Raw genomic sequence first — 24056 nt, 5'->3', positions numbered from 1 at the left:
CTGTCCAGGGTATGGGGGGCGCCTCTGCGCTGGGGCACCCCCAGCGGTAGCTGGGGGAGGGTCTGGACTTCCGAGCGTATAGCACGCACATTCGATTTACGGCACGCGCAAGACTGCTTCACCCGATCGTGTGGCCGGGGCCTCGCGACCACTAGGCTCGGATCCATGACTGATCATGTGCACGACCTGGCCTCTGTACGTGAAGCCACCGAACGACTGCTGACCGCGGTCGCGAAACTGGACAACGCCTCCCTCTCCGAGGAGTCACATCTCCCGGGCTGGACCCGCGGCCACATCCTGGCCCACCTGGCGCGCAACGCCGACGCCCTCGTCAACGTCTTCGAGGGCCGCCCCATGTACGAGAGCGCCGCCGCCCGCGACGCGGACATCGAGCGCGACTCCGGCCGGTCCTTGGAAGAACACCTGGGGGACCTCCGTGATTCCGGGGCCCGCTTCCTGGCCACCACCGAGCCCGACCAGGACTGGCAGCGCACCGTCGAGCTGCGCAACGGGGTCACCGACCTGGCCGCCAACGTGCCCTTCCGCCGGCTCGTCGAGGTGGAGCTCCACCACGTCGACCTGAACATCGGCTACGAGCTCTCCGACCTCCCGGAGGAGTTCACCGATCGGGAGATCGCCTTCCTCGCCGACCGCTGGTCCGGACGCCCCGACGTCCCGCCGGTCACCCTCACCCTCCCGGAGGGCGGGCCGATCGCGCGCACCGGCGGGTCCGAGGGCACCCCCGTGACCCTCAGCGGCCCCAAGGACGAGCTGCTCGGCTGGCTGGCCGGCCGCGGCACCAAGGGCGCCCACCTCGCCGTCGAGGCCGGCGACGGCCTGCCCGAGCTCCCCGCGCTCTAGGATTCCGACATGACGTACAGCGGAGCGGTCAAGGTCGGCGGTCCCGCCGACGTGCACGAGCTCGCGGACCTGATGATCTCCAAGGTCGCCGTGGGCTCCATGAACAACAACGCGTACCTGCTGCGGTGCCGTACCACCGGCGAGCAGCTCCTCATCGACGCGGCGGCCGAGCCCGCCACCCTCCTCCACCTGATCGGCGACGACGGCATCGCCTCCGTGGTCACCACCCACCGGCACGGGGACCACTGGGGCGCGCTCCAGGAGGTGGTCGCCGCCACCGGCGCGCGGACCTACGCCGGCCGGTACGACGCCGAGGGCATCCCGGTGCCCACCGACGTCCCGGTGGAGGACGGGGACACGATCACGGTCGGACGGGTCACCCTGACCGCCCGCCACCTGGTCGGCCACACCCCCGGCTCGATCGCCCTGGTCTACGACGACCCGCACGGGCACCCGCACGTGTTCACCGGCGACTGCCTCTTCCCCGGCGGCGTCGGCAACACCTGGGGCGACAAGGCCGCCTTCGCGAGCCTGATCGAGGGCGTGGAGGAGAAGATCTTCGGGCAGCTCCCGGACGAGACCTGGGTCTACCCGGGCCACGGCAACGACACCACCCTCGGCGCCGAGCGTCCGCACCTCGCGGAGTGGCACGAGCGCGGCTGGTGATCCGCCCCGGCCGGTCCGCCCCGCCCACCCGGCGGGCGGACCGGCCGCCACCGCACCGGGCATGGCGGGAAGCCGACGGTCCCCCGTCAACCCCGGGATACGGTGCACTCCTTCCGGTCGAGGACGACCGAACCTGCCGCCAGGGCGCGGGGGAAGGGGTAAGTGGACCTCCATGCACGATGATCACTTCCCGTCGGCCGGAGCACCCGGCTCCCCCGCCCCGCCCGACCGGTCCGCAGCGCCGGCCGGCGCGCCCCGCCCCTCGATGCTCCGGCTCGCCTCGGCCTCACTGGCCGGCACCGCCATCGAGTTCTACGACTTCTTCGTCTACGGAACCGCCGCCGCCCTGGTCCTCGGCCCGCTCTTCTTCCCGACCTTCTCGCCGCTGGCCGGCACCCTCGCGGCCTTCGCCACCTTCGGCGTCGGCTTCGTCGCCCGTCCCCTCGGCTCGGCCGTCTTCGGCCACATCGGCGACCGCTACGGGCGGCGCCCGGTCCTCCTGGTCTCGCTGCTCCTCACGGGCTTCGCCACCGTCGCGGTCGGCTGCGTGCCCACCTACGCGAGCATCGGCGCGGCAGCACCCGTCCTGCTGGTGCTGCTCCGCTTCGTGCAGGGTCTGGGTCTGGGCGGCGAGTGGGGCGGCGCGGTCCTGGTCACCGCGGAGCACGCCCCGGAGCGGCAGCGCGGGCTGTGGGCGAGCTTCCCCCAGGTCGGCCCGGCGGTCGGCTTCCTGCTGGCCAACGGGATCACCCTGGGGCTGTCGGCCGGCCTGACCGACGCGCAGTTCGCCTCCTGGGGCTGGCGGGTGCCGTTCTGGGCGGCGGGCCTGCTGGCACTGGCCGGCCTCTGGCTGCGCCACGCCGTCGAGGAGACCCCGCAGTTCCGCGAGCTCGCCGAACGCCGACAGACCGCGAACGCGCCACTGGCCGAGGTGTTCCGCCGGCACTGGCGGCTGCTGCTGCTCAGCGGTGGCGCGCTGGCCGTCGGCTACGCGGTGTTCTACGCCGTGACCACCTGGTCCCTGGCCTACGCCACCGAGCATCTGGGGGTGGACCGGACGGTGGTGCTGGCCTGCATCATGATCGCCGTGGCGCTGAAGGGTCTGGCCACCCCGCTGATCGCGGTCCTCGGCGACCGGTACGGGCGGCGGCCGCTGTGCCTGGCGGGCTGCACCGCCTCGGCGCTGTGGATGTTCCCGTTCGTCGCCCTGCTGCGGACCGCCGACCCACTGCTGATGACCCTGGGCTTCACCGGCGCACTGTTCGGGATGGTCACCATGTTCGCCGTGGTGGGGGCGTACCTCCCGGAGCTGTACGAGCCCCGGATCCGCTGCACCGGGGCGGCCGTCGGGTACAACCTGGGCGGGGTGATCGGGGGTGCGCTCACCCCGATCGTGGCCACGGCGGTGGCGGACGGTTCGGGCCCGCCGTGGGGGGTGGCCGCGTACCTGGCCGGGGTGGCGCTGCTCAGCCTCGGCTGTTTCGCCCTGCTGCCGGAGACCAGTCCGGCCGTCGTGGCAACGCGAACGGGGGCAGCCGAAGCGGCCGCCCCCGCGTAGCCCGCGCTTCGCGGGCCGGTGGAGCTGTCAGGCGTGTCGGGCCCGTCGCGCCGGTTACGCCTCGACGCTCTCGGCCTTCTCACCCGTCTCGTCCGTCTCGCGGGCGGCCTCTGCGGCCGCCTGCTTCTTCGAGGCCATCAGGCTGGTGATGGTGGTGACGACCAGGACGGCGCAGATGACGCCGAGGGAGACCGGGATGGAGATCTCCGGGACGTGGACGCCGCTCTCGTGCAGGGCGTGCAGCACCAGCTTCACGCCGATGAAGCCGAGGATGACGGACAGGCCGTAGCTGAGGTGGACCAGCTTCTTGAGCAGGCCGCCGATGAGGAAGTACAGCTGGCGCAGACCCATCAGGGCGAAGGCGTTGGCGGTGAAGACGATGTACGGGTCCTGGGTCAGGCCGAAGATCGCGGGGATGGAGTCCAGGGCGAACAGCACGTCGGTGGTGCCGATGGCGAGCATGACCACCATCAGCGGGGTCAGGATGCGCTTGCCGTTCTGCTGGATGAAGAGCTTGGTGCCGTGGTAGCGGTCGGCGACGCCGAACTTCTTCTCGACGGACTTCAGGAGGCGGTTCTCCTCCCACTCCTCCTCCGACTCGTCGGCCCGGGCCTCCTGGATGAGCTTCCAGGCGGTGTAGATCAGGAACGCACCGAAGATGTAGAAGACCCAGGAGAAGCTGGTGATGATCGTGGCGCCGGCGGCGATGAAGACGGCGCGCAGGACGAGCGCGATCAGTACGCCCACCAGCAGCACCCGCTGCTGGAGGTGGGAGGGCACCGAGAACTTCGCCATGATCAGGACGAAGACGAACAGGTTGTCGACGCTGAGCGACTTCTCGGTGATGAAGCCGGCGAAGAACTCGCCGGACGCCTGCGCGTTGCCGAAGACCAGCAGGCCCAGGCCGAAGAGGACGGCGAGGACGATCCAGACGACCGTCCAGGTGCCCGCTTCCTTGATGGATACGTCATGGGGCTTGCGGCCGATGAAGAAGTCGGCGCCGATGAGGATGCAGAGACCGGCGATGGTCAGCATCCAGAGGGTCCACGAAACGTCCACTACTGCTCACGCCTCCGGCAGATGGCTCAACAAGGTCAGCGTCATCGCTGCCGGAGGTCTCTTCCACCCCGGGCCCGTATCGGGACCGCGGGCCGGCGCCCCGGGGCCGACCCGGCGGAATTCGTTCGAATTCGGCCGGAAGCGGTCCGTACTGACGGGAACGCCGCGCAGGAAACAGCAGGAATACTCCCCTCCGCACGCACAAGCTTACGGGAGGATCTTGCCGAGGTAAAGGTTTACCCAAGGACTGGTCAGCGATCGGTCAGGCGCGGCCGGAAACAGCCACGGAGAACCGCCCTCGGCTGGCCGCTACACCCTCACCCCCGGGCCCGGGCCGTCTCCGCCAGGACCTGGTCGAGGATGCCGCTGCCGCGGGGCGGCAGGGACGGCTCGAAGGTCCAGGCGTGGCCGACCCACGGGTCGGCGAGGTGGTCGTCCGGCACCGGGGACAGCCGCATCAGCGACTTCCACAGCGGATCGAGCAGCGGTCCGTACGCCGATGCCTCGTCGCGGTCCGCGACCAGCAGCAGATGCACCCCGACCGCGGGGCCCTCGTCGGCGAGGTAGCGCAGCCGGGTGACCGACCGGTCGTCGAAACCGTGCGGGAAGTCGTGGACCACCAGCAGCTGCTCGTCGGTGTCGACGTCGGGCGGCAGGGACTCCGATGCACCGGCCCGGATGGCCATCTGGACCAGGTCGACCCGCCGGGTGAGCCGTTCCAGTGTGTCGGTGACGGCCTGGGCACCCGCGGCGGGCGGGGTCGCCAGCACCCCGGACCGCACCAGCGGTTCCAGCGCGGCGGCACCGGCCCCGGCGGCGTCGATGACGTGGACGGAGAGCCGGCCGCCCGGCTGCACGGCGAGCACCCGCGCGACGTGGGCGACGGCGGCGTCCAGCGCCGCCCGTCGCAGCCGGTCGGTGTCCATGGCCATCGCGGCCTCGGAGCCCGTCCGCCCGTTGTCGATCCACAGGCCGCGCTGCAGGGGCAGCCTGACCAGCATCGGGATCCGCAGGTCGGGCCGCTCGGGCAGGTGCAGGTCGCCCAGGCGCAGTGCCATCGCACCGTCCCCGTCCGGGGCGGTCATCCGGTGGGCGTGCCAGACCGGATTGTCCCAGCGGGCGTACGCGCTGGGCAGGGCCGGCTCGACCACTTCGAGCTCGGCGGCGAGCTGGGCCAGATCGCGGTCGAGTACGGCCCGGGCCTGCTCGGCCAGCTCCTCGCGGCGGGCGCGGGCGGCGTCCTGGGCCGCGTTGCCCGAGCCGCCGAGGCGGTCGCGGGGGTCCGACAGGGCCTCGTCGAGCTCGCGGTCCATCCGGGAGTCGGCGAAGTCGATCGCGCTGCGGTAGGCGGCCACCGCCCGGGCGAGGTCCTCGAACATCCCCCAGACCTGGTTGTAGAGCCGCTCGTCCATGGACCAGCCGGTGGCGTCCCCGGCGACCGGGTGGGGCGGCTCCCCGGGGGCCGCGGACGGGGCCTGCGGCGGGGGCGGGGGCGGCTGGGTGCGGGTACGGCCGGGATGCGTGTAGTCGATACCGGATCCGTTGCTGCCGGAGCCGTTCCCTCCGTCCGCGACCAGGGTGGGCCCCTCGGCCGGGGGCTCCGCGGCCGGCGGTACGGCCGGGGCCGGGACGCCGGCCTGGGCCCCGGTCGGCACGGGTCCGGGCGTGCCGGCGTACGGGACTCCGGAGACCGGCACCGGGTCCGCGGCGGCCGGGACTCCGGCCGAGGTCTCCACCAGTGCGGCGAGTTCGGCCGCGGCGCCGCCGCCGATCCCGTGGTCGGCCAGCAGCGCCCCGAGCCCCCCGGCGTAGCCCTGGCCGACGGCCCGGACCTTCCAGGCGCCCTGGCGGCGGTACAGCTCCACGGCCACCACGGCGGACTCGCTGTCCAGCCCGGTCAGGGTGAACTCGGCGATCCCGGACCCGCCGGGCTCCCCGACGCGCACGTGCGGTGCCGCGACCGCGCCGAACCTCCCCGGGCCGCCCGGGGGCAGCACGAGGAGGACGAGCACCCGCTCGGTCGCGGCGGGCACGGCGTCGAGGTCCACCGTGAAGCGGTGTCCCACACCGGCGGCCTCGGGCACCTCCAGTCCGGCCAGGGACCGGGCCCCGGGGTGCGCGAGCCCGCCGGGACCGGGGAGGAGGCCCGCCCCGTCACCGAAGGCGGCCAGGGCGAGCACCGGGGTGCCGGCCGTGACCGTGATCTCCACATCGGTCCGGGACAAGGGGTGGTTCTGCCCCCGGACCAGTTCGGCCGTCATCGTGCAGCCCCTCCCCCGTCGTTCGTCCGCGCCGTGCCGTGGTGCCGGTGGTGCCGGTGTTGCCTCGAGTGCTTCAGGTTCCGGTCATCAGGTTCCGGTGGTGACCGGGTGGTGCCGCTAAAGGTGCGGAATGATCGCCGGCAGCAGGTCCTGGAAGGTCCGGCCGTTGGCCGGGTTGCCCAGGGCCGTCATCTTCCAGCCCGAACCGACCCGGTGCACCTTCGCCATGATCTGCGCGGTGTACTGGCCGCCGCCGTCGAGGGTGTACCGGGCCAGCTCCTGGCCGTTGGCCTCGTCGACGATCCGGCAGAAGGCGTTCTGCACCTCCTGGAAGGTCTGGCCGGTGAACGAGTTCACCGTGAAGACGATCTGGTCGATGTGGACCGGCACCCGTGCCAGGTCGACGAGGATGGCCTCGTCGTCCCCGCCCTGGCCGACACCGCCGACCAGGTTGTCACCGGTGTGCCGGACCGAGCCGTCGTTGCTGGTCAGGTGCTGGAAGAAGACCACGTCCTGCGGCTCCCGGCCGGCGAACAGCACCGCCGAGGCGTCCAGGTCGATCTCCCGCGTGCGGGACCCGAACAGTCCGCGCCGCTTCGCCGCCTGCCAGCCCAGGCCCATCCGGACCGCGCTCAGCGACCCCCCGTCGGACTTCTCGAGGCTGATGGCCTGGCCCTTGGTCATGTTGACCGTCACGCGCTGTCCCCTCTCGTTCGCCACCTACCGGGCCACCCTACTGAAGCCGCGCTCACTCAGGCGAGGCCCGCCTCCTTCATCTGCCGGAGCTCCTTCTTCAGTTCGCTGACCTCGTCCCGGATCCGGGCCGCCACCTCGAACTGGAGGTCGGCCGCGGCCGCCCGCATCCGCTCCGTCATCTCCTCGATCAGTCCGGCCAGTTCGGTGGCGGGCCGGTCGGTGAGCACCTGCTCCGCGGCGGCCTTGCCGCGCTTGGCGGCCCCCTTGCCGCCCTTCGGGGCGTGCGCGGCGAGCGAGGGCACCGGCGCCTTGGCGCCCTTGCCGTCCTTGCCCTGGCGGTACCCGGTGCCCAGGAGCTGCTCGGTGTCGACCTCCTCGCGGGCGATGGTGGCGACGATGTCGTTGATCTTCTTGCGGAGCGGCTGCGGGTCGATGCCGTTCGCCGTGTTGTACGCGATCTGCTTCTCCCGGCGCCGGTTGGTCTCCTCGATGGCCTTCTCCATCGCCGGGGTCATCTTGTCGGCGTACATGTGGACCTGGCCGGAGACGTTGCGCGCGGCCCGGCCGATGGTCTGGATCAGGGAGGTCCCGGAGCGCAGGAAGCCCTCCTTGTCCGCGTCGAGGATGGCCACCAGGGAGACCTCGGGCAGGTCGAGGCCCTCGCGGAGCAGGTTGATGCCGACCAGGACGTCGTACTCGCCGGCCCGCAGTTCGCGGAGCAGCTCGATCCGGCGCAGGGTGTCCACGTCGCTGTGCAGGTAGCGGACCTGGATGCCGAGCTCCAGGAAGTAGTCGGTGAGGTCCTCCGCCATCTTCTTGGTCAGGGTGGTGACCAGGACGCGCTCGTCCTTCTCGACACGGGTGCGGATCTCGTGCACCAGGTCGTCGATCTGACCCTCGGTGGGCTTGACGACCACCTCGGGGTCGACGAGCCCGGTCGGGCGGATGATCTGCTCGACGAAGCCGTCCGAGCGGGACAGCTCGTACGGGCCGGGGGTGGCGGACAGGTAGACCGTCTGGCCGATCCGCTGCTGGAACTCCTCCCACTTCAGCGGGCGGTTGTCCAGGGCCGAGGGCAGCCGGAAGCCGTGGTCGACCAGGGTGCGCTTGCGGGAGGCGTCGCCCTCGTACATGGCGCCGATCTGCGGCACGGTGACGTGCGACTCGTCGATGACGAGGAGGAAGTCCTCGGGGAAGTAGTCGATGAGGGTGTTGGGCGCGGATCCCCGTTCGCGGCCGTCCAGGTGCAGCGAGTAGTTCTCGATGCCGGAGCAGGAGCCGATCTGCTGGAGCATCTCCAGGTCGTAGGTGGTGCGCATGCGCAGCCGCTGGGCCTCCAGCAGCTTGCCCTGCTTCTCCAGCTCCGTCAGCCGCGCGGCGAGTTCGGTCTCGATGCCGCGGATCGCGTTCTGCATGCGCTCCGGTCCGGCGATGTAGTGGCTGGCGGGGAAGATGTACAGCTGCTCGTCCTCGCTGATCACCTCGCCGGTGAGCGGGTGCAGGGTGGACAGCGCCTCGATCTCGTCCCCGAACATCTCGATGCGGACGGCCAGTTCCTCGTAGACCGGGAAGATCTCGATGGTGTCTCCGCGGACCCGGAAGGTGCCGCGGGTGAAGGCCAGGTCGTTGCGCGTGTACTGGATGTCCACGAACCGGCGCAGCAGCTGGTCGCGGTCGATCTCCTCACCCACCTTGAGCGGGACCATCCGGTCCACGTACTCCTGCGGGGTGCCGAGGCCGTAGATGCAGGAGACGGAGGCGACCACCACGACGTCGCGCCGGGTGAGCAGGGAGTTGGTCGCGGAGTGGCGGAGCCGCTCCACCTCCTCGTTGATGGAGGAGTCCTTCTCGATGTAGGTGTCGGACTGCGGGACGTACGCCTCGGGCTGGTAGTAGTCGTAGTACGAGACGAAGTACTCGACCGCGTTGTTGGGCAGCAGTTCGCGGAACTCGTTCGCCAGCTGGGCGGCCAGCGTCTTGTTCGGCGCCATCACCAGGGTGGGCCGCTGGAGCCGCTCGATCATCCAGGCCGTGGTCGCGGACTTGCCGGTGCCCGTCGCGCCGAGCAGCACGACGTCCTTCTCGCCGGCGCGGACGCGCTTCTCCAGCTCGTCGATGGCCGTGGGCTGGTCGCCGCTGGGCCGGTAGGGGCTGACGACCTCGAAAGGCGCCACGGTGCGTTGGATCTTCGATACGGGCCGCATGACTCCACCGTACGACCCGCCACTGACACTCAGGCGTTTGTGCGGAGGGGTCCGGCCCACCGGTGACACTCTGGGCCGTTTGTCGTAGTTCGGTGGCGGCCCGTTGATCACCAACCCCATGATCCGGATCAAGTGCACCAGTCACGTCTGGAGGGGATCGCGCATGTACGTACGACCCGTGGCCACGGCGGTGGCCGCCCTGCTCGGGCTCGCCCTCGCCCTGGCGGGCGGAACCACCACCGCCTCCTCCCGGGGCAGCGCCGCGGGGACCGCCCCGGCGGCGGGCCCGAAGGCCGCCGCACGGCTCCAGCCGGCCGTCCCCGTGCTCTACGCCCACCGGGGGGCCTCGGCGTACGCCCCGGAGAACACCCTGGCCGCCGTGGACCTCGCCGACGAGATGGGCGTGGACTGGGTGGAGAACGACGTCCAGCGCACCAAGGACGGCGAACTGGTGGTCATCCACGACGAGACCCTGGCCCGTACCACGGACGTGGAGGTGCTGTTCCCGGACCGGAGCCCCTGGCGGGTCCAGGACTTCACCGCGGAGGAGATCTCCGGCCTCGACGCGGGCAGCTGGTTCCGCCCCGAGTACGCCGGGGCCCGGGTGCCCACGCTGCGCGAGTACCTCGACCGGGTGCGCCAGAACCGGCAGCGGCTGCTCCTGGAGATCAAGAAGCCGGAGCTGTACCCGGGCATCGAGGAGGACACCCTGCGGGTGCTGGAAGAGACGGGCTGGCTGGACCAGCGGTACGTGAGCGGACGCCTGGTGGTGCAGAGCTTCAACGCGGACTGCCTGCGGACCCTGCACCGGCTGCGGCCCGACGTGATCACGGCCTTCCTGGGTACCCCGGCGGTCGCCGACCTGGCCGGGTACGCCGCGTTCGCCGACCGGATCAACCCGTGGCACACCACGATCTCGGCCGAGTGGGTGTCGGCGGTGCACGGCCTGCTCGGGGCGCACGGGCGGCCGATGGAGATCGACACCTGGATCGTGGACCAGCCGGACGTGGCCCGGAAGGTCCGGGAGCTGGGGGTGGACGGGATCATCACCAACGCTCCGGACGTGATCCGCGAGGCCTTGGGGAGTGCCTGAGGCCGGGCGGGCCGCCGACCGGTGTCCACAGGGCGGCGGGCCCGTCGGCGGCGGGCCGTACGGTGGAGGCGTGGACAGCACCGAGCGGCCCCGCGGGCCGCACCTCGAATGGACCGTGGTCCCAAGTGACATCGGTCCGCTCTTCCTCGCCGCGACCGAGGAGGGTCTGGTCCGGGTGGAGTTCCATGCCGACCCGGACCGGCCGGACCTCGCCGGTCCGCTGGTGTCCCGGCTGGGCGCCGGTGCCTGGCGTCCGGACCCGGGCCGGGAGGTGCTGCTCGCCGAGCCGATACGCCAGCTGGCGGCCTATTTCGCGGGGTCGCTGAGGCGGTTCGAGCTGCCCCTGGACTGGCGGCTCTCGGCCGGGTTCAACCGCCTGGTACTGCGCGAGCTGGCGAGCTCGGTGCCGTACGGGTCGATCGTCGGGTACGGCGAGCTGGCCGCACGGGTCGGGCAGCCGGGAGCGGCCCAGGCGGTGGGCGCGGCCATGGGCTCGAACCCGCTGCCGGTGGTCGTCCCCTGTCACCGGGTCGTGGAGAACGACGGCGGGCTCGGCGGCTTCGGGGGCGGCCTGGAGACGAAGCGGGCCCTGCTGGCGCTGGAGGGCGTGCTGCCACAACCACTGTTCTGACCGGCCGCTCCGCACCCCTCCCGCCGCGCGGGCAATCATGCCGCCGTGTGGGCAGGCGTGCCGCCGTGTGGGCAGGCGTGCCACCGTGTGGGCAGGCGTGCCGCAGGGCGGCACGGGTGGGCACACGGCACCCCGGTCCCGCGAGGGCGCGCGCAGCCTCCCTCCGCCCCGACCCCGCGAGGACCCCGGGCCGACGCCGGGCGTGCACCGGCACGGGCGCAGCCGACGGCAGCGGCAGCGGGATATCCCGTTCCGCCGGTGGCTCCATGGCTGCGAGACTGCCCGGGTGACCACAGCAGCAGCCGGCGCGCGGAAGGCCGTAACCGTGACGCCCGAGGACCTCCCCCGGCTCCAGCGCCGCACCAAGGCCGTGCTCATGGCCAGCCAGATCATCGGCGGCCTGGGGGTCCCGATCAGCATCGCCCTGGCGCCCGTCCTCGCCACCGAGGTCAGCGGCACCGAGGCGCTGTCCGGGCTGGCCTCCAGCGCGTCGGTGGCCGGCACGGCCCTGCTGTCCCTGCCGCTCGCCGCCCTGATGACCCGGCGCGGCCGACGGGCGGGGCTGGTCCTGGCCTACCTGATCGGCGCGACGGGCGCGCTGGTGGTGGTCCTCTCCGCCATGGCGTCGAGCTTCCCGCTGCTGCTGCTCGGCATGGCCGCCTTCGGCGCCGCGTCCTCCGCGAACCTGCAGGCCCGGTTCGCCGCCGCGGACCTGGCCGCGCCCGACCACCGGGCGCGCGCGATCTCCACGGTCGTCTGGTCCACCACGCTGGGGGCCGTCCTCGGCCCCAATCTGTCGGCCCCGGCCAGCCGAAGCTTCGAGGGGACCTCCATACCCGGCACGGCGGGCCCGTTCCTGTGGGCCGCCGGCATCTTCCTGCTGACCGCCACGCTGGTCGCCGTACTGCTGCGGCCCGATCCGCTGCTCACCGCCCGCGCCCTGGCGGGGCCCGCCGGACAGTCCGCCGAGGCCCGGTCGCTGCGGGCCGGACTCGCGGCCGTCAAGGAGTCGCCGCGGGCCAGGCTGGCGCTGCTGACGGTCGCGGTGTGCCACACCGCCATGGTGTCGATCATGGTGATGACCCCGCTGGACCGCGACCACCACGGCGCCTCGCTGGATCTGATCGGACTGGTGATCAGCGGGCACATCGCGGGCATGTTCGCGTTTTCCCCGGTGTGGGGCTGGCTGGCCGACCGGATCGGCCGGCTGTCCGTGATCGGGCTGGCGGCCGGTCTGCTGAGCCTCGCGGCCCTCCTCGCGGGAACGGCCGGGGATTCGCACGGGCAGGCCGCGGCCGGCCTGTTCCTGCTGGGCCTGGGCTGGTCGGCCGGCCTGGTGGCGGGGTCCGCCCTGCTGACCGACTCGGTGCCGCAACCCGCCCGCGCCGCCGTCCAGGGCCTCTCCGACCTGACCATGAACGCCTCCGCCGGACTGGGCGGTGCGGCGGCCGGCCTGGTCGTGGCCCAGGCCGGCTACGGCTGGCTGAACGTCATCGGAGCGTCCCTGCTCGTCCCGCTCGCGGCCCTGCTGCTGTTCACCGGACGGCGGCGGCCCGTCACGGACTGACGGCCGGTCACGGCTTCCGGCCGGTCACAGATTGATGTGGTAGGCCTTGCGCAGCGTCTCGTGGACGGTCCAGGTGGTCCGGTCGCCCTCGCGCAGCACACAGGCCGAACCGGGGCCGACCTCCAGCGTCGGACCGCCCTCCACCTCGATGGTGGCCCGCCCGCTGACCACCACGAACAGTTCGTCCGCCTCGGTGTCGGTGACCACGCCCGGGGTGATCTGCCAGATTCCGCGCACCTGCGTGCCGTCCGCGGACTCCCACAGCACCTTCCCGGTCACCACCGGGCTGCCGGAGACGATCTGGGCCGGGTCGAGCTCCTCGGTCTCCAGCTCGGAGTCCGGGAGGTCGGGGACGGTGACGGCGAAGGAGGCGGGTGCGGTGTGATCACTGGTGCTCATGGCGCGTCACCCTAGCCGGGGCGCACCGCCGGGCAGGGTGACCACTTCGTCCACGATCGGCGTGCCGGGCACGTCACCCTGTCGATGCCGCCGGCGTTCGGGGCCCACCTCCGCCCTGATCATTCTCGGACAGCCCGCCGCGGGGGGCGTTTGGCGGCCGGGCCGCCGTGCCATGGATGGGGACATGCCACAGCACACCGAGATCCCGGTCCTGTCCGAAGAGGTACGTGAGGCACTGGCGCGGCGGCAGCCCGTCGTGGCGCTGGAGTCGACCATCCTGGCGCACGGTCTGCCGCGCCCCCGCAACCTCGCGGTGGGCCTGGAACTGGAGGACCTCGTACGGGCGGAGGGCGCGGTACCGGCCACCGTCGCGGTCCTCGACGGGGTTCCCCGGGCCGGGCTGGACAAGGACCAGCTGGAGCGGATCGCGGCGGGGGACGGCGTACGGAAGCTGGGCCACCGGGATCTCGCGCCGGCCGTCGCGGCGGGGGTCACCGGGGCGACGACGGTGTCGGCGACGGCCCTGCTCGCCGCCCGGGCGGGGCTGCGGGTCTTCGCGACCGGCGGGCTGGGCGGCGTACACCGGGAATGGGCGCAGACCCAGGACGAGTCGGCTGACCTGCCGCTGCTGGCACGGACGCGGATCACGGTGGTCTGCGCGGGGGTGAAGTCGATCCTGGACGTGCCTGCCACGCTGCAGCGGCTGGAGACGCTCGGGGTGACGGTGCTCGGCTACGGGACGGACCGGTTCCCGGGGTTCTACCTGGCCGATTCGGGACTGCCGGTGGACTGGACGGTGAACGGCCCGGCGGAGGTGGCCGGGGTGATGGCCGCTCAGGACGCGCTGGGCGGCCCGGATTCGGCGCTGCTGGTGGCACGGCCGGTACCGGAACCGGAGCAGTTGGACCCCGCGCTCCACGACCGGGTGCTGGCGGAGGCGCTCGGCGCCTGCCGGGACCGGGGCATCACCGGGCAGGCGGTCACCCCGTTCCTGCTGGACTTCCTGGTGCGGGCGACCGGTGGCGCCTCGCTGGAGGCGAACCTGGCGGCGGTGCGCGGCAACGTCCGCCTCGGGGCCCGGATCGCGGCGGCCTGGGCGGCCCGGTGAACCGTTCCCCGGTGGACGGGTCCGCGGCAGGAGGGTCCCTGGTGGTGGTCGGGGATGTGGTGACCGACGTCGTGGCGGTGCACACGGACCCCCTGGCGCCGGCCACGGACACGGCCGCGCGGATCCGCATCCTGCCGGGCGGCGCGGGGGCGAACGCGGCCTGCTGGGCGGCCCGCGGGGATCCGGCGGCCGGCCGGGGCGCGGCGGAGGTGCGGCTGCTGGCCCGGGTGGGCGAGGAGTGGGCCGCGTGGCACGAGCGGGCGCTGACGGCGGCCGGTGTGCGGGCGCACCTGCTGGTCGATCCGGTGGAGCCGACCGGGACGGTGGTGGCGCTGGTCGACAAGGACGGTGAGCGGACCTTCCTGACCGACAGCGGGGCCGCGCTACGCCTGTGCCCGGCCGACTGGGACCCGGCCCTGCTGGACGGGGCGGCCCAGCTGCACCTGTCCGGGTACCTGTACTTCGGGGAGAGCAGCCGGGCACTGGCGGAACGGGCACTGGGTTCGGCGCGGGACCGCGGGGTGCCGGTGAGTGTGGACCCGGCTTCGGCGGGGTTCCTGGCCACCCTGGGGGCGAAACGTTTCCTCGCAGCGGCCGACGGCGCGTCCGTCCTGCTTCCGAACGAGGACGAGGCCCGGCTGCTGGCCGGTACGGAGGACGTGGCGGCGGCGGCCGCCGCGCTCAGCCGGAGGTTCCCGCTGGTCGTGGTCACCCGGGGGGCTGCCGGAGCACTGGTGGCGGAAGGGGGTGCGGTGACGGCCGAGGTCCCGGCGGAGCCCGCCCGCGCGGTGGACTCCACCGGCGCGGGGGACGCGTTCACCGGGGGCTTCCTCGCGGCCCGGCTGGCCGGGGCCTCACCGGTGGCCGCCGCCCGGGCCGGCTGCCGGGCCGGGGGCCTCGCCGTGACCCGGCTGGGCGGCCGCCCGGTGTGAGCCGCGCGCGGAACTACGGGGTGAAGACCTGGTCCAGCTTGTCGATCGCGCCCTTGGCGCCGAGGTGGTAGCGGAAGACCAGGCCCTGGTTCGGGTGGGCATCCAGCCAGTCGATGAGCTGCTGGAGGGTGATCTTCTGGTTCTCGGTGCTCTCCACGATCGGGGTGACCGCCGTGATGGCGGCGCCGTCGGCGATCGGGAGGAAGGTCTCCACACCGACCTCCTCGAACGGCGCGCCGTCGGAGTCGGGGGTCCCGCAGCCCCAGTTGCCGTGCCGGACGATCAGGCTGTGGAAGCCGCCCTCGGGCGTGTAGCGGTGGACGGCGATCTCGTCGGGCGAGATGGGCATCTTGTGGTCGCAGCTCGCCCCGGGTGCCGGGGACTTGGGCTTGCCGGCCGGGGTGGCGGTCGACTTGGGCGCCTGCACGGGCTTGGAGACGGTCCCCGTCGGGGTCCCCTTGGGCGCGGACGGTACGGACGGCGCGGGCGCGCCCGAAGGCGCCGCGGAAGCCGGGGCCGAGGCCGAGGGCGAGGCGGCGCCCGGGGCCGGGGCGCCGGCGCCGTTGCCGCCGTCGTCCCCCTGGCAGCCGGCGAGTGCCAGGGTTCCGCAGAGGGCCAGGGCCGCCATCGCCGCCCGGCGGGACCCGCTCCGGGCCAGGACTCTTCCACCACGTCCGCGCATTGCCGTCTCCCTCTGCCAAGCCTTCGGCGGGTACCCGCCGCCGCATCGCCGACCGACTCGCCCACCGAATCGTCACCACCACGGTAACGGGCGGTAATCGGCCAGGTCGATGGCCGGATCCCGTTCGTCACCGACCCGGGATCGGGCTGTTGCCCAGCCCGGACCTTCGTCACGGACGGGCCCTCGCCGCAGGCCGGTTCAGCCGTTTCAGCCGTTTCAGCCGGTTCAACCGGTCCGCCCGGTGCGGCCGGTCAGTCCGGCAGGCCCGTCCAGGCCGGGCGGCGCGGGTCGTCGGCGCGGATCAGCGTGTCCGCGGTCCCGGCCGGACCGGTCTCGGCCTCGTACCGCGCGAAGGCGGGGAGCGTCCACCAGTCGGCCTCGGCAGTACGGCGGGCCAGGGCACCCGGAGAGAGCGCGATGTGCGCGACGAAGTCGAACGGGAACCAGTGGCCCAGCAGCAGGGGGCCGTGCAGGATCACCACGGCGCCCGGCGGGAGTTCGGCATAGGGGCTGCGGGTGGCCCGGTCGGTGACCGGGTCCCACAGATCGGGCAGGACCCGGCCGCTGCCGCCGGGTTCCAGCGGACCGAAGACCTCGCGCCAGAGCGCTGCCGTGTCGTACCGCCCGCCGAGGTAGGAGTCGACGTCCTCGCGGCCGTGCTCGAAGCGGAGGGAAGCCGGCCGCAGGAAACCCTCGGCCGGGATCACCAGGGACGGGCGTCCGCGCAGCCGCAGGGCTCCGGCGAGGAGTTCGGCGAGCGGTCCGGTGCCGGCGGCGGGTGCGCCGTCCACGGCCACGCACAGCCGCCCGCCCTCGGCCTCCCCGCGGTCGAGGCGGTCCGCGAGCCGTCCGGCGATCCGCTCGGCCAGCCCTTCCCAGGTGATCGGTTCCAACGTCGGCACACCCCCATTGTCCGCAAGCCCGGGCGTTGTCAGTGCCTGCCCCTAGCGTTCTTGACGAGGGATCACCGACGGGAAAGGGCCGTCGGGTCCGGCCATTGGGGAGAGGTCTGTCATGGCGCGCGAGACCACGTATCTGGAGCTGTCGCAGGACGGCGGCGGGGCCCACAAGTTCTACGAGGTCACCGTGGACGGCACGGCGGTGTCGGTGCGCTACGGCCGCATCGGCGCGGCGGGCCAGCTGCAGAGTTCCTCGTTCCCGACGGCCGAGAAGGCGCGGGCGGCCGCCGCGAAGAAGATCGGCGAGAAGGTCCGCAAGGGGTACGCGCCGGCGGTGCGGGGGCAGCGTTCCGCCCGGGCGGTGACGCGGAGGCAGGTGACCTCGGCGCCTTCCACGGCCGGGGCGGTTGCCCCGGTGCTGTGGCGGTTCCGCACCGGCGCCTCGGCCTTCGGCATCCATGTGGACGAGGACCGCTGCTGGGTGGGCAATCAGGCCGGGGACGTCTACACGCTGAGCCACGGCGGCGAGGTGCTGGCCCGGTACTCGCTGCCGGACGGGGTGAAGTGCCTGGTCGCCGACGATTTCTGGATCTACGCCGGATGCGACGACGGCACCGTCTACGACCTGTCGGCGAAGGTGCCGTTCGGCGCCTACGACATCGCCCCGGACGTGGACATCTTCTGGCTGGACATCCGCGAGGGCGTGCTGAACGTGTCGGACCGCAGCGGCGGTCTGACCGTCATCGACCACGAGGAGGAGTTCCAGTGGTCGCGGAAGTCCGCCGGCAGCAACGCCTGGATGGTGCGGGCCGACGACCGGGCCGTCTACCACGGGCACTCGCAGGGGGTGACCGCGTATGCCGCCGAGGGGGGCGCGACGGTGTGGCACACGGCGACCGACGGCGGGGTGCTGTTCGGGTGGCAGGAGGAGCACAGCGTGTTCGCCGGGACCGGCCGCAACAAGGTGCAGCGGCTCTCGAAGGCGACGGGTGCGATCGAGGCCACGTACCGGTGCGACGCCGCGGTGTACTCGTGCGCCACCTCCGCCGACGGCCGGCACGTGTTCGCCGGTGACTACTCCTCCTCGGTGTACTGCTTCGACGCGGCCGGGAACCGGCTGTGGAAGCTGGGCACGGGCAGCGGATCGGCGCTGTCGATGCAGTACCTCGACGAGCGGCTGTACCTGGTCACCACGGACGGCTCGCTGCTGTGCGTGGACGCGAGCGAGGCCGCCATCGCGGCCGCGCAGCAGGGTTCCGTACCGACGGCGGTGGACGTGAAGTCGGCCGCGGCTCTTCCGGTGTACCGGCCGGCGGCCTCGGCCGCCGCGGTGGCCACGGTGCGGGCGGCCGCGGCGCCGGCCGGCGGTGTGGTGGTGGAGTGTGTACAGCAGGGCGGCCGGCTGCGGGTGCAGGTGATCTCGGACGGCTTCGAGCACGGGTGGAACGTGCAGTTCCCGCGGGGCATCCGGGAGGCGGGCGCGCGGTACGTGGTCGACGGGCTGCACGCGGCCTCGGGCGGCTTCTACCGGGTGCGCGGGGAGATACGCCGATTGGTCTGAGCGGCGGTCCGCGTCGAGGACCTGGACCGGGAGGGGCGGCGGGACTTGAACCCACATCGCCCGGTTTTGGAGACCGGCGCTCTGGTCATTGAGCTACGCCCCTCCCGGCCGGGTCAGCATGTCATGCCGTACGGGCCGTCGGCCACGGGGATTCGGGCGGGCGCGACGGCGGGAGGGCAGCGGTGCAGCACGGCGGGGGCGGCGCGTCCACGGTCAGCGGGGTGCCTTCGGGGAGGACGTAGGCGACCTGGAGAAGGATGGTTTCTGCACCGTGGTTCCAGCCGATGTGCACGCGATCGCGACCCGCGGCTTCCACGAACATCGCGCCGGCGGGGCTGACTTCGACGGAGCCGTCGTGCAGCACCCGGGTCAGCGTTCCCGAGCGGACGACCGCCAGGATCGGGACCAGGTGGTAATGCCATCCGGTGGACTCTCCAGGGCGCAGGGTGAACTCGTCGACCACCACGTCCGCCGACCACATCGTCCTGAGCATCGTCACACCGTACGACGACCACCAGGAGTATCGGCCGACTTTCCGAACATCCCACCGGGGACCACGTCGAGGTGATATAGGCACCCTTCGGCGGTATCACCTCTCCATGAACCTCGTGGTGTTCGAAGCGCTCAAGCAGATCCACTGCGCTCAGTGCCGGCACGGCCCGCTGCCGCACCTGGTGCGTGAGTCCGGTGTGCCGCGCTGCCTGAGCTGCGCCCGCCTCGGGCACCTCGTCTACCTGCCGCGCGGCAACGCCGCGCTCACCCGCCGGGCCCGGCAGGGAAGTTCCTGTTCGGCGGTCGTGGTGCGCTTCAACAAGCGGCGCCGCCGCTACGAGCGCCAGGGCCTTCTGGTGGAGCCGGCCGCGCTGGCCCGCGCCGAGCGTTCCTGCCGTGCGGACGCGGAGGTCCGGGCCCGGCAGCGGGACCGCGCCCGGCTCCGGCGGGCCGCCGAGGACAGCCGGTTCACCCTGGCGTTCACGGCGGAGATACTCCGGCTGTTCCCCGGCTGCCCGGCCGACCGCGCGCTGGCCATCGCCACCCATGCCTCCGCGCGCGGCAGCGGCCGGGTGGGCCGCACCGCGGCCGGCCGGGCCCTGGACGAGCTCGCCGTTTCGGTCGCCGTGCGGGCGGCTGTCAGGCACGACGACACCGAGTACGACCAGCTCCTGATGGCCGGAGTGCCGCGGTTCCAGGCCCGGGCCCGGCTGGCGCCCCGGATCGACGCGATCCTGGGCGCCTGGCGCAATCCCCCGGTTACGGGACCTGGTTGACCCGGAACCTGCGGTACAGCAGCGTCCCGCCGAGCAGCAGGGCCCCGCCGGCCGGCAGCAGGTAGCCGGCTCCTTCGCCACCGGTCTGCGCGAGCGAGGAACCCGCGGGCCGCACCGGCTCGGGCGTGGCTGCGGGCGGCGGCGTGGTCACCGGGGGCGTCACGACCGGGGTGGGCGGGGTCCTGGGCGGGGTCTTGGGCGGCACGACGACGGGCGGGCGCACGGGCTGCTCCGGCTTGGCGGGCGTCGTCACGTTCCCGGACTCGTTACCGAAGACCGGGTTGCCCACTCCGACCACGTTCACCGAGTTCCCGCTGATGTTCACGGGCAGCTGGACCGGCAGCTGGAGGGCGTTGCCCGAGATCACACCCGGGGAATCCTTGGCGGTGCCTTCGGCGACGGCTCCGCCGGCCCTGCCGGAGGTACTGCTCGCCTCTCCCGACGAAGATCCGCCGGAGGACTGTCCGCCGCCCGAGTTGGCGCACTGGTTGCCCGCCGCGGGATTGAGGAGCCCGACCACGCTCACGGTGTTGCCGCACACGTTCACCGGCGCATCCACGGGCAGCTGCAGCAGATTTCCGGTCAGCAGCCCCGGCGACCGCTCCGTCTTGCCACCGGCCTCCGCGTCGGCGAAGGCGAACCCGCCGGCTCCGACCGAGACCGCACCACCCACGACGACCGCCGCGATCAAGCCATTCCGACGACCCTGACGCATGTTTCCCTGCCTTTGCACGAGTTCGCGGGCGTTCACCCGCACCGGAAACAACGCCGTAGACACGAATGGGTTATATGGCCGGTACGCATTTCACTCCATCGTGTACGGAGCCGCGCCTACTTCATGACTGAACGCCAGGCGCCGTCTTCCGGTCCAGGGGCCCCAGCACGACGGCCCCGGGCAGCGACCGGGCCACGTGCCAGGCGTACTCCCGGGGGAGCACCCGGATGTACCAGTTGCCTGCCGCGACGAGCGTCTGCCCGTACGGTCCCGAACGGCGGCTCTGGATCGAATCCCCGACCTCGTCACGGCTGAACCGCCCGGTGCCGAGCACCGAGATCTGGTTCTCCACCTCGATGCCCTCGTACTTCACCAGGCAGTCGATGTCCGAGCCGAAGTCGTTCGCGTTGTGGCGCAGCACCGAGCAGGTGAGTCCGCCCTTCTCCATCGCCGCGACGACGTCTTCCGCCGTGGCGAACTCCGGAGCGGTGGGCACCTCGGCCGGCATCGGACGCAACGGGGGCCGCCCTCCGTCCCGGCCGAGGGAGCATCCCCCGGCGAGCAGGGACAGCACGCAGAGGACGGCGGCGAGGCCCGTCGTTCGCTTCATGGATCAGTTGCTCCCCGGCGGTGTCGGTGCGGGTCCCGGGCTCGGACTGGGAGTTCCGGGTTCGGGCTCGCCCGTGCCCGTCCCGGTGTGCGGGCCGCCGCCCTCGTGGTAGATCGGGTCGACGGACACGTGGTGTCCGGCAGGGGTCTGCGATTCGAGTTGCCGAAGGGCCGTGGCCCGCTGTTCGTCGGTGAGGGCGTGCCAGGCCATGGCGTCGTCGAGATGGGGCTCCAGCCGGTCCCAGTTCTGTCCGCGGACCTTGATGTCGCCCCCGCGGGGCCCGGACTCGTCCCCGTGCCGCTCGTTCTTCTCCCGGACGTCCGGGGTGTCTGCCGCGTAGAGGACGAACAGCTGCTTGTCGGTGTCGGAACCGTAGGAGTTCTGCTGCAGGCCCTTGAGGTGGTAGGCGCTCAGCCGGATGTCCTCGTTCGGGTTCTCCTCGATGTACTTGGTGAGCTGCGCGTCATCGAGGTCTCCCAGGAAGGTGCCGTCCTTCAGGAGGAACGCCCGCCGGTTGGCGTTCATGACCTCCCGCGCGGTGTCCGGTTTCATGTGGGTGATCCCGAGGGACTTGTCCGGCTTGACCGTCTGCTGGAGCGCCCAGTCGAAGATGCGGCCGGCCTGGGCGAGCGGGCCGCCGAGGCCGGGGCTGAAGTTCTGGTACCACTGCTGTTCCTGCCACAGGATGGCCAGCAGCAGCTTCCGGCTGATGCCGGTCTCGGCGGCCGCCAGGTCGACCGCCCGGAACTGCGCGGGGGAAACGTTGATCGGGTGCAGGCCGTCCGTGCCGCCCGACAGCGCCAGGGCGATGGCGAGGGGCGAGCCGGGGGTGAGGGCTTCCCTGGCCAGCCTCGGATCGGACACGGCGGTGAGGCCCTCGACGGTGCGCAGGACGCGGGCGGCTTCGGTGTCGGCCTCCGTGGCCCTGCGCAGTGCCTCCGTGATGATGCCCTGGGCGTGGTTGACGGGGACGAGGTGCTCCGTGCTGCCCGCCGGGACCATCACCGGCTTCGCGAGCTGCACCCTGCCGCTGTCGTCGACCTTGAGCTCGTGGCTGCGCGCGTACGCCAGGGCGCTGCGCAGGTCTCCCTGGGCGGCGGAGATCGCGTCCGCGAGGGCGTCGTAGGCCTTCGCCATGCCGCGGAGGGCGACGGCCGCGGCCTCGTAGTCGTCGGCGTGCTTGACGAAGGCGGCAGTGGCCGCGCGGCCGGACTCGCCGGTCCAGCACCGGTCGACGGTTCGGGCGACGTCCTCGCGCGCGTACGTGCCGAGGCTGTCGCACTGCTTCGCCACTGCGACCGCGTCATCGGCCGCGGTACGCCACTTCTGCGGGTCCGCCCGGTCGAGTTCGGGTACCGAGACCATCAGGCGTCCTCCAGTACTCCGCCGGCCGCGCGCAACCGGTTCGCGATGTCCTGGTCCTGGGCGGTGGTGGCGTTCGCGCCGCCGGTCAGGGCGTCCGCCGCGGCATCGACCAGGTCGGCGAGGTCCCGCAGCCGGCGCTGCCAGGCGCTGACGCAGTCATCGCTGGCCGGGCCGGCGGCCCAGCCCGTGTGTGCCTTGCCGACCGCCTCCGCGTCGTCCAGGGAGGTCTTGCCCCGTGCCTCGGCGTTCGCCGCGCGGATGCCGGAGGCCGAGGAACGGACCGGTCCGTCGGCGAGGCCGAGCTCCCCTCCACCGGCCGACGGGCTCGGTCCCGGCGCAGGCCCCGGGGCGGGGTCGGGACCGTCCGTGGAGGCGAGCCGCATGACGGCTTCGCCCTTGGCGCGTATCCACTCTTCCTCGAAGGTCATGGCCACAGCTTCGCATGCGCACCGTTGCTCACACCCGGTCAATTCCCTTTCGCATAAGGCTGATTCCGTTCGACGCGGTCAGCTGCGTACGGGGTGGCCGAGGGCGGACAGGGGGTCGGGGGACGGCTCGCCGGCCGGCCACCAGTCGTCTTCTGCGGGCCGGGACTCGTACGGGTACCACAGGCCGTCGCGGCCCAGGCGGAGTTGGCGGGTGAGGGAGGTCAGGCGGTTGCGGTGGGGGCGGAAGGCTCCGAGGCCGGCGGCGAGCAGGGCCGGGCGGGCCCGGTCGAAGGGGCCGGCGGGCGGGTCCCAGGGGGTTTCGAGGACGGTGAGTGCGGCGGGGCCGCCCTGGCGCCAGGCCGCCGCCGCGCGGGCCAGGTCGGTGGTGCTGCGGCCGGTGGCACGGGCCAGGTCGCGGTAGAGGCGGCGGGCCGTGCCGGTGAGTCCGGCTGTCGGGTGCGCGGAGGCGAGCCGGACCGCGTCCTGCCACAGGTCCAGCCCGGCCAGGGGATCCGTCCCGGTCCCGAGGAGGGCGTGGGCGCGCGCCGCCGCGTCCGTGGCGAGCTGGTCGAGGGCGATCGGGTCCGGGGCGGCCGGGTCGGCCGGACAGGCCGGGGGTGTCCCGACGGCCGGGGGCGGGCCGAGCGGTGCGGGCAGCGGGGCGGGTGCCCGGGTCAGTGCCGTACGGGCCGGGACACCCGGGAAGTCCGGTGCGGAGGAGGGCCGTTCGCGAGCCGCGTGGGCGGCGTTGCGGCGGGTGAGCTCGTCCAGCAGCTCCCGCTCGCCCCGGCCGCGCAGCAGCAGCACCACGAAGGGGTCCTGGTCGAGCAGCCGGGCCGCGCCGTAGCAGAGGGCGGCCGCGTGTTTGCACGGGGGACGGCCGGTGTCCGGGCAGGAGCAGCGCGGGAGGAGCTCCCGGGGGCCGGGCAGGATCCGGTCGGCGAGGGAGCGCGGTACCTCGCGCTCCACGAGCGCGGCGAGTGCGGAGGGGTCCGCCGCGAGGGAGCCGAGCAGGTCGTCCCACTCGGGGTCGGTGAACTCGGTCAGGGCCAGCTCGGTGCGGTAGGGGCGGGGGCGGCTGCCCCGGACGTACGCCACCAGCCGGCCGGGGGTGACGGTGATCGCGTCGACCTGCCCGGACGCGGCGTAGGTGCGGCCGCGCGCCAGCCGGGCGGAGTCCGCGAGCCGCTCCAGCGCTTCCGTCCAGGCGCGGCCCCACCAGGTGGTGGGTTCCGCGCCGGGCGGCACCGAACCGAAGGTCCGGCGGCGGTCCTCCCGCGCGGTGATCATGACGGCCTGCGCAGGGAGACGAGGTCGGCCAGTTCCCGGTCGGTCAGTTCGGTCAGCGCGGTCTCGCCCGAGCCGAGGACGGCGTCGGCCAGTGCGCGCTTCATGTCGAGCAGTTCCGCGATGCGGTCTTCGACGGTGCCTTCGGCGATGATGCGGTGGACCTGGACGGGCTGGGTCTGGCCGATGCGGTAGGCGCGGTCGGT

General features: G+C 72.9%; 23 protein-coding genes, 1 tRNA gene and 1 pseudogene. 10 read left to right on the top strand and 15 right to left on the bottom strand.

Annotated features, from left to right (window positions below):
• Window positions 1-165 precede the first annotated feature (165 nt).
• From AC067U_RS32275 to AC067U_RS32265, 3 genes are all read left to right on the top strand, one after another.
• A complete protein-coding gene (locus AC067U_RS32275; RefSeq protein WP_478833366.1) occupies window positions 166-861 on the top strand; it encodes a maleylpyruvate isomerase family mycothiol-dependent enzyme in 696 nt (231 codons plus the stop codon).
• Window positions 862-870: 9 nt separating this feature from the next.
• The gene (locus AC067U_RS32270; protein WP_478833365.1) at window positions 871-1527 is read left to right on the top strand and encodes an MBL fold metallo-hydrolase; all 657 of its coding nucleotides are present in this window, start codon (window positions 871-873) and stop codon (window positions 1525-1527) included.
• Window positions 1528-1792: 265 nt separating this feature from the next.
• The gene (locus AC067U_RS32265) at window positions 1793-3085 is read left to right on the top strand and encodes an MFS transporter (RefSeq protein ID WP_478833492.1); all 1293 of its coding nucleotides are present in this window, start codon (window positions 1793-1795) and stop codon (window positions 3083-3085) included.
• A 54-nt stretch (window positions 3086-3139) separates the two neighbouring features.
• Here the strand turns inward: AC067U_RS32265 and AC067U_RS32260 are convergent, their stop codons facing one another.
• The 4 genes from AC067U_RS32260 to uvrB all read right to left on the bottom strand — a co-directional run bounded on the left by AC067U_RS32260 (window position 3140) and on the right by uvrB (window position 9305).
• The gene (locus tag AC067U_RS32260) at window positions 3140-4144 is read right to left on the bottom strand and encodes a TerC family protein (RefSeq protein WP_478833364.1); all 1005 of its coding nucleotides are present in this window, start codon (window positions 4142-4144) and stop codon (window positions 3140-3142) included.
• 317 nt (window positions 4145-4461) lie between these two features.
• Window positions 4462-6405, bottom strand: a complete 1944-nt coding sequence (locus AC067U_RS32255) for a TerD family protein (RefSeq protein WP_478833363.1) — start codon at window positions 6403-6405, stop codon at window positions 4462-4464.
• A gap of 117 nt (window positions 6406-6522) precedes the next feature.
• Entirely contained in the window at window positions 6523-7101 is a 579-nt protein-coding gene (locus AC067U_RS32250) for a TerD family protein (protein ID WP_478833491.1), read from the bottom strand.
• A gap of 56 nt (window positions 7102-7157) precedes the next feature.
• Window positions 7158-9305, bottom strand: coding sequence for an excinuclease ABC subunit UvrB (gene uvrB, locus AC067U_RS32245; RefSeq protein WP_478833362.1), 2148 nt, complete (start codon window positions 9303-9305; stop codon window positions 7158-7160).
• Between the two features lie 163 nt (window positions 9306-9468).
• Between uvrB and AC067U_RS32240 the strand changes: the two genes are divergently transcribed.
• The 3 genes from AC067U_RS32240 (at window position 9469) to AC067U_RS32230 (ending at window position 12596) form a co-directional block, all read left to right on the top strand.
• Window positions 9469-10398 (top strand): glycerophosphodiester phosphodiesterase, encoded by a 930-nt coding sequence (locus AC067U_RS32240; protein ID WP_478833361.1) that lies wholly within the window; start codon window positions 9469-9471, stop codon window positions 10396-10398.
• Between the two features lie 70 nt (window positions 10399-10468).
• Window positions 10469-11029 carry a methylated-DNA--[protein]-cysteine S-methyltransferase gene (locus tag AC067U_RS32235; RefSeq protein WP_478833360.1) on the top strand — a complete coding sequence of 187 codons (561 nt, stop codon included), beginning with the start codon at window positions 10469-10471 and terminating at the stop codon, window positions 11027-11029.
• A gap of 376 nt (window positions 11030-11405) precedes the next feature.
• The gene (locus AC067U_RS32230) at window positions 11406-12596 is read left to right on the top strand and encodes an MFS transporter (RefSeq protein ID WP_478833490.1); all 1191 of its coding nucleotides are present in this window, start codon (window positions 11406-11408) and stop codon (window positions 12594-12596) included.
• 24 nt (window positions 12597-12620) lie between these two features.
• Here AC067U_RS32230 and AC067U_RS32225 read toward each other — a convergent pair whose 3' ends face one another.
• Window positions 12621-12995 carry a cupin domain-containing protein gene (locus AC067U_RS32225; RefSeq protein ID WP_478833359.1) on the bottom strand — a complete coding sequence of 125 codons (375 nt, stop codon included), beginning with the start codon at window positions 12993-12995 and terminating at the stop codon, window positions 12621-12623.
• Between the two features lie 184 nt (window positions 12996-13179).
• On the opposite strand from AC067U_RS32225, the gene AC067U_RS32220 reads away from it, so the two are divergent.
• Together AC067U_RS32220 and AC067U_RS32215 are read left to right on the top strand one after the other, a co-directional pair.
• Window positions 13180-14103, top strand: a complete 924-nt coding sequence (locus AC067U_RS32220) for a pseudouridine-5'-phosphate glycosidase (protein ID WP_478833358.1) — start codon at window positions 13180-13182, stop codon at window positions 14101-14103.
• A 38-nt stretch (window positions 14104-14141) separates the two neighbouring features.
• On the top strand, window positions 14142-15035 hold the full coding sequence (locus tag AC067U_RS32215; protein ID WP_478833489.1) for a carbohydrate kinase family protein: 894 nt from the start codon (window positions 14142-14144) through the stop codon (window positions 15033-15035).
• Between the two features lie 13 nt (window positions 15036-15048).
• Here AC067U_RS32215 and AC067U_RS32210 read toward each other — a convergent pair whose 3' ends face one another.
• Both AC067U_RS32210 and AC067U_RS32205 read right to left on the bottom strand, forming a co-directional pair.
• Window positions 15049-15717 carry a hypothetical protein gene (locus AC067U_RS32210; RefSeq protein ID WP_478833357.1) on the bottom strand — a complete coding sequence of 223 codons (669 nt, stop codon included), beginning with the start codon at window positions 15715-15717 and terminating at the stop codon, window positions 15049-15051.
• 251 nt (window positions 15718-15968) lie between these two features.
• Window positions 15969-16619: a nucleoside/nucleotide kinase family protein gene (locus tag AC067U_RS32205; RefSeq protein ID WP_478833356.1), complete on the bottom strand. Its 651-nt coding sequence runs from the start codon at window positions 16617-16619 to the stop codon at window positions 15969-15971.
• 112 nt (window positions 16620-16731) lie between these two features.
• Between AC067U_RS32205 and AC067U_RS32200 the strand changes: the two genes are divergently transcribed.
• Entirely contained in the window at window positions 16732-18177 is a 1446-nt protein-coding gene (locus AC067U_RS32200; RefSeq protein ID WP_478833355.1) for a WGR domain-containing protein, read from the top strand.
• A 30-nt stretch (window positions 18178-18207) separates the two neighbouring features.
• Here the strand turns inward: AC067U_RS32200 and AC067U_RS32195 are convergent.
• Window positions 18208-18280, bottom strand: a tRNA-Trp gene (locus AC067U_RS32195).
• Between the two features lie 18 nt (window positions 18281-18298).
• Window positions 18299-18670 (bottom strand): cupin domain-containing protein, encoded by a 372-nt coding sequence (locus tag AC067U_RS32190; RefSeq protein WP_478833354.1) that lies wholly within the window; start codon window positions 18668-18670, stop codon window positions 18299-18301.
• A gap of 106 nt (window positions 18671-18776) precedes the next feature.
• On the opposite strand from AC067U_RS32190, the gene AC067U_RS32185 reads away from it, so the two are divergent.
• Window positions 18777-19445 carry a DUF2293 domain-containing protein gene (locus AC067U_RS32185; protein ID WP_478833353.1) on the top strand — a complete coding sequence of 223 codons (669 nt, stop codon included), beginning with the start codon at window positions 18777-18779 and terminating at the stop codon, window positions 19443-19445.
• Here the strand turns inward: AC067U_RS32185 and AC067U_RS32180 are convergent.
• The 6 genes and pseudogenes from AC067U_RS32180 to AC067U_RS32155 all read right to left on the bottom strand — a co-directional run.
• A complete protein-coding gene (locus AC067U_RS32180; protein WP_478833352.1) occupies window positions 19429-20136 on the bottom strand; it encodes a chaplin in 708 nt (235 codons plus the stop codon). The genes AC067U_RS32185 and AC067U_RS32180 overlap by 17 nt on opposite strands.
• Before the next feature lie 145 nt (window positions 20137-20281).
• Window positions 20282-20770, bottom strand: a complete 489-nt coding sequence (locus tag AC067U_RS32175; protein WP_478833351.1) for a hypothetical protein — start codon at window positions 20768-20770, stop codon at window positions 20282-20284.
• A gap of 3 nt (window positions 20771-20773) precedes the next feature.
• Entirely contained in the window at window positions 20774-22135 is a 1362-nt protein-coding gene (locus AC067U_RS32170) for a hypothetical protein (RefSeq protein WP_478833350.1), read from the bottom strand.
• Entirely contained in the window at window positions 22135-22563 is a 429-nt protein-coding gene (locus AC067U_RS32165; RefSeq protein ID WP_478833349.1) for a hypothetical protein, read from the bottom strand. Before AC067U_RS32165 ends, AC067U_RS32170 begins: the two co-directional genes overlap by 1 nt.
• A 78-nt stretch (window positions 22564-22641) precedes the next feature.
• Window positions 22642-23853 (bottom strand): SWIM zinc finger family protein, encoded by a 1212-nt coding sequence (locus tag AC067U_RS32160; protein ID WP_478833348.1) that lies wholly within the window; start codon window positions 23851-23853, stop codon window positions 22642-22644.
• Window positions 23850-24056, bottom strand: a pseudogene (locus AC067U_RS32155) (DEAD/DEAH box helicase); the annotation flags it as partial. The pseudogene AC067U_RS32155 and the gene AC067U_RS32160, both read right to left, overlap by 4 nt.

The organism is Streptomyces sp. NPDC043853 (genome assembly GCF_056436025.1).
Note: the sequence above shows the minus strand (reverse complement) of the source record. Positions and strands in the feature narration are given on the sequence as shown.

What these genes read in the sequence shown, in the direction of transcription:
- AC067U_RS32275 (WP_478833366.1), top strand. Translation starts at nt 166, where the DNA reads ATGACTGATCATGTGCACGACCTGGCCTCTGTACGTGAAGCCACCGAA.
- AC067U_RS32270 (WP_478833365.1), top strand. Translation starts at nt 871, where the DNA reads ATGACGTACAGCGGAGCGGTCAAGGTCGGCGGTCCCGCCGACGTGCAC.
- AC067U_RS32265 (WP_478833492.1), top strand. Translation starts at nt 1,793, where the DNA reads ATGCTCCGGCTCGCCTCGGCCTCACTGGCCGGCACCGCCATCGAGTTC.
- AC067U_RS32255 (WP_478833363.1), bottom strand. Translation starts at nt 6,405, where the DNA reads ATGACGGCCGAACTGGTCCGGGGGCAGAACCACCCCTTGTCCCGGACC.
- uvrB (WP_478833362.1), bottom strand. Translation starts at nt 9,305, where the DNA reads ATGCGGCCCGTATCGAAGATCCAACGCACCGTGGCGCCTTTCGAGGTC.
- AC067U_RS32240 (WP_478833361.1), top strand. Translation starts at nt 9,469, where the DNA reads ATGTACGTACGACCCGTGGCCACGGCGGTGGCCGCCCTGCTCGGGCTC.
- AC067U_RS32230 (WP_478833490.1), top strand. Translation starts at nt 11,406, where the DNA reads ATGGCCAGCCAGATCATCGGCGGCCTGGGGGTCCCGATCAGCATCGCC.
- AC067U_RS32225 (WP_478833359.1), bottom strand. Translation starts at nt 12,995, where the DNA reads ATGAGCACCAGTGATCACACCGCACCCGCCTCCTTCGCCGTCACCGTC.
- AC067U_RS32220 (WP_478833358.1), top strand. Translation starts at nt 13,180, where the DNA reads ATGCCACAGCACACCGAGATCCCGGTCCTGTCCGAAGAGGTACGTGAG.
- AC067U_RS32210 (WP_478833357.1), bottom strand. Translation starts at nt 15,717, where the DNA reads ATGCGCGGACGTGGTGGAAGAGTCCTGGCCCGGAGCGGGTCCCGCCGG.
- AC067U_RS32200 (WP_478833355.1), top strand. Translation starts at nt 16,732, where the DNA reads ATGGCGCGCGAGACCACGTATCTGGAGCTGTCGCAGGACGGCGGCGGG.
- AC067U_RS32190 (WP_478833354.1), bottom strand. Translation starts at nt 18,670, where the DNA reads ATGCTCAGGACGATGTGGTCGGCGGACGTGGTGGTCGACGAGTTCACC.
- AC067U_RS32185 (WP_478833353.1), top strand. Translation starts at nt 18,777, where the DNA reads ATGAACCTCGTGGTGTTCGAAGCGCTCAAGCAGATCCACTGCGCTCAG.
- AC067U_RS32175 (WP_478833351.1), bottom strand. Translation starts at nt 20,770, where the DNA reads ATGAAGCGAACGACGGGCCTCGCCGCCGTCCTCTGCGTGCTGTCCCTG.
- AC067U_RS32170 (WP_478833350.1), bottom strand. Translation starts at nt 22,135, where the DNA reads ATGGTCTCGGTACCCGAACTCGACCGGGCGGACCCGCAGAAGTGGCGT.
- AC067U_RS32165 (WP_478833349.1), bottom strand. Translation starts at nt 22,563, where the DNA reads ATGACCTTCGAGGAAGAGTGGATACGCGCCAAGGGCGAAGCCGTCATG.
- AC067U_RS32160 (WP_478833348.1), bottom strand. Translation starts at nt 23,853, where the DNA reads ATGATCACCGCGCGGGAGGACCGCCGCCGGACCTTCGGTTCGGTGCCG.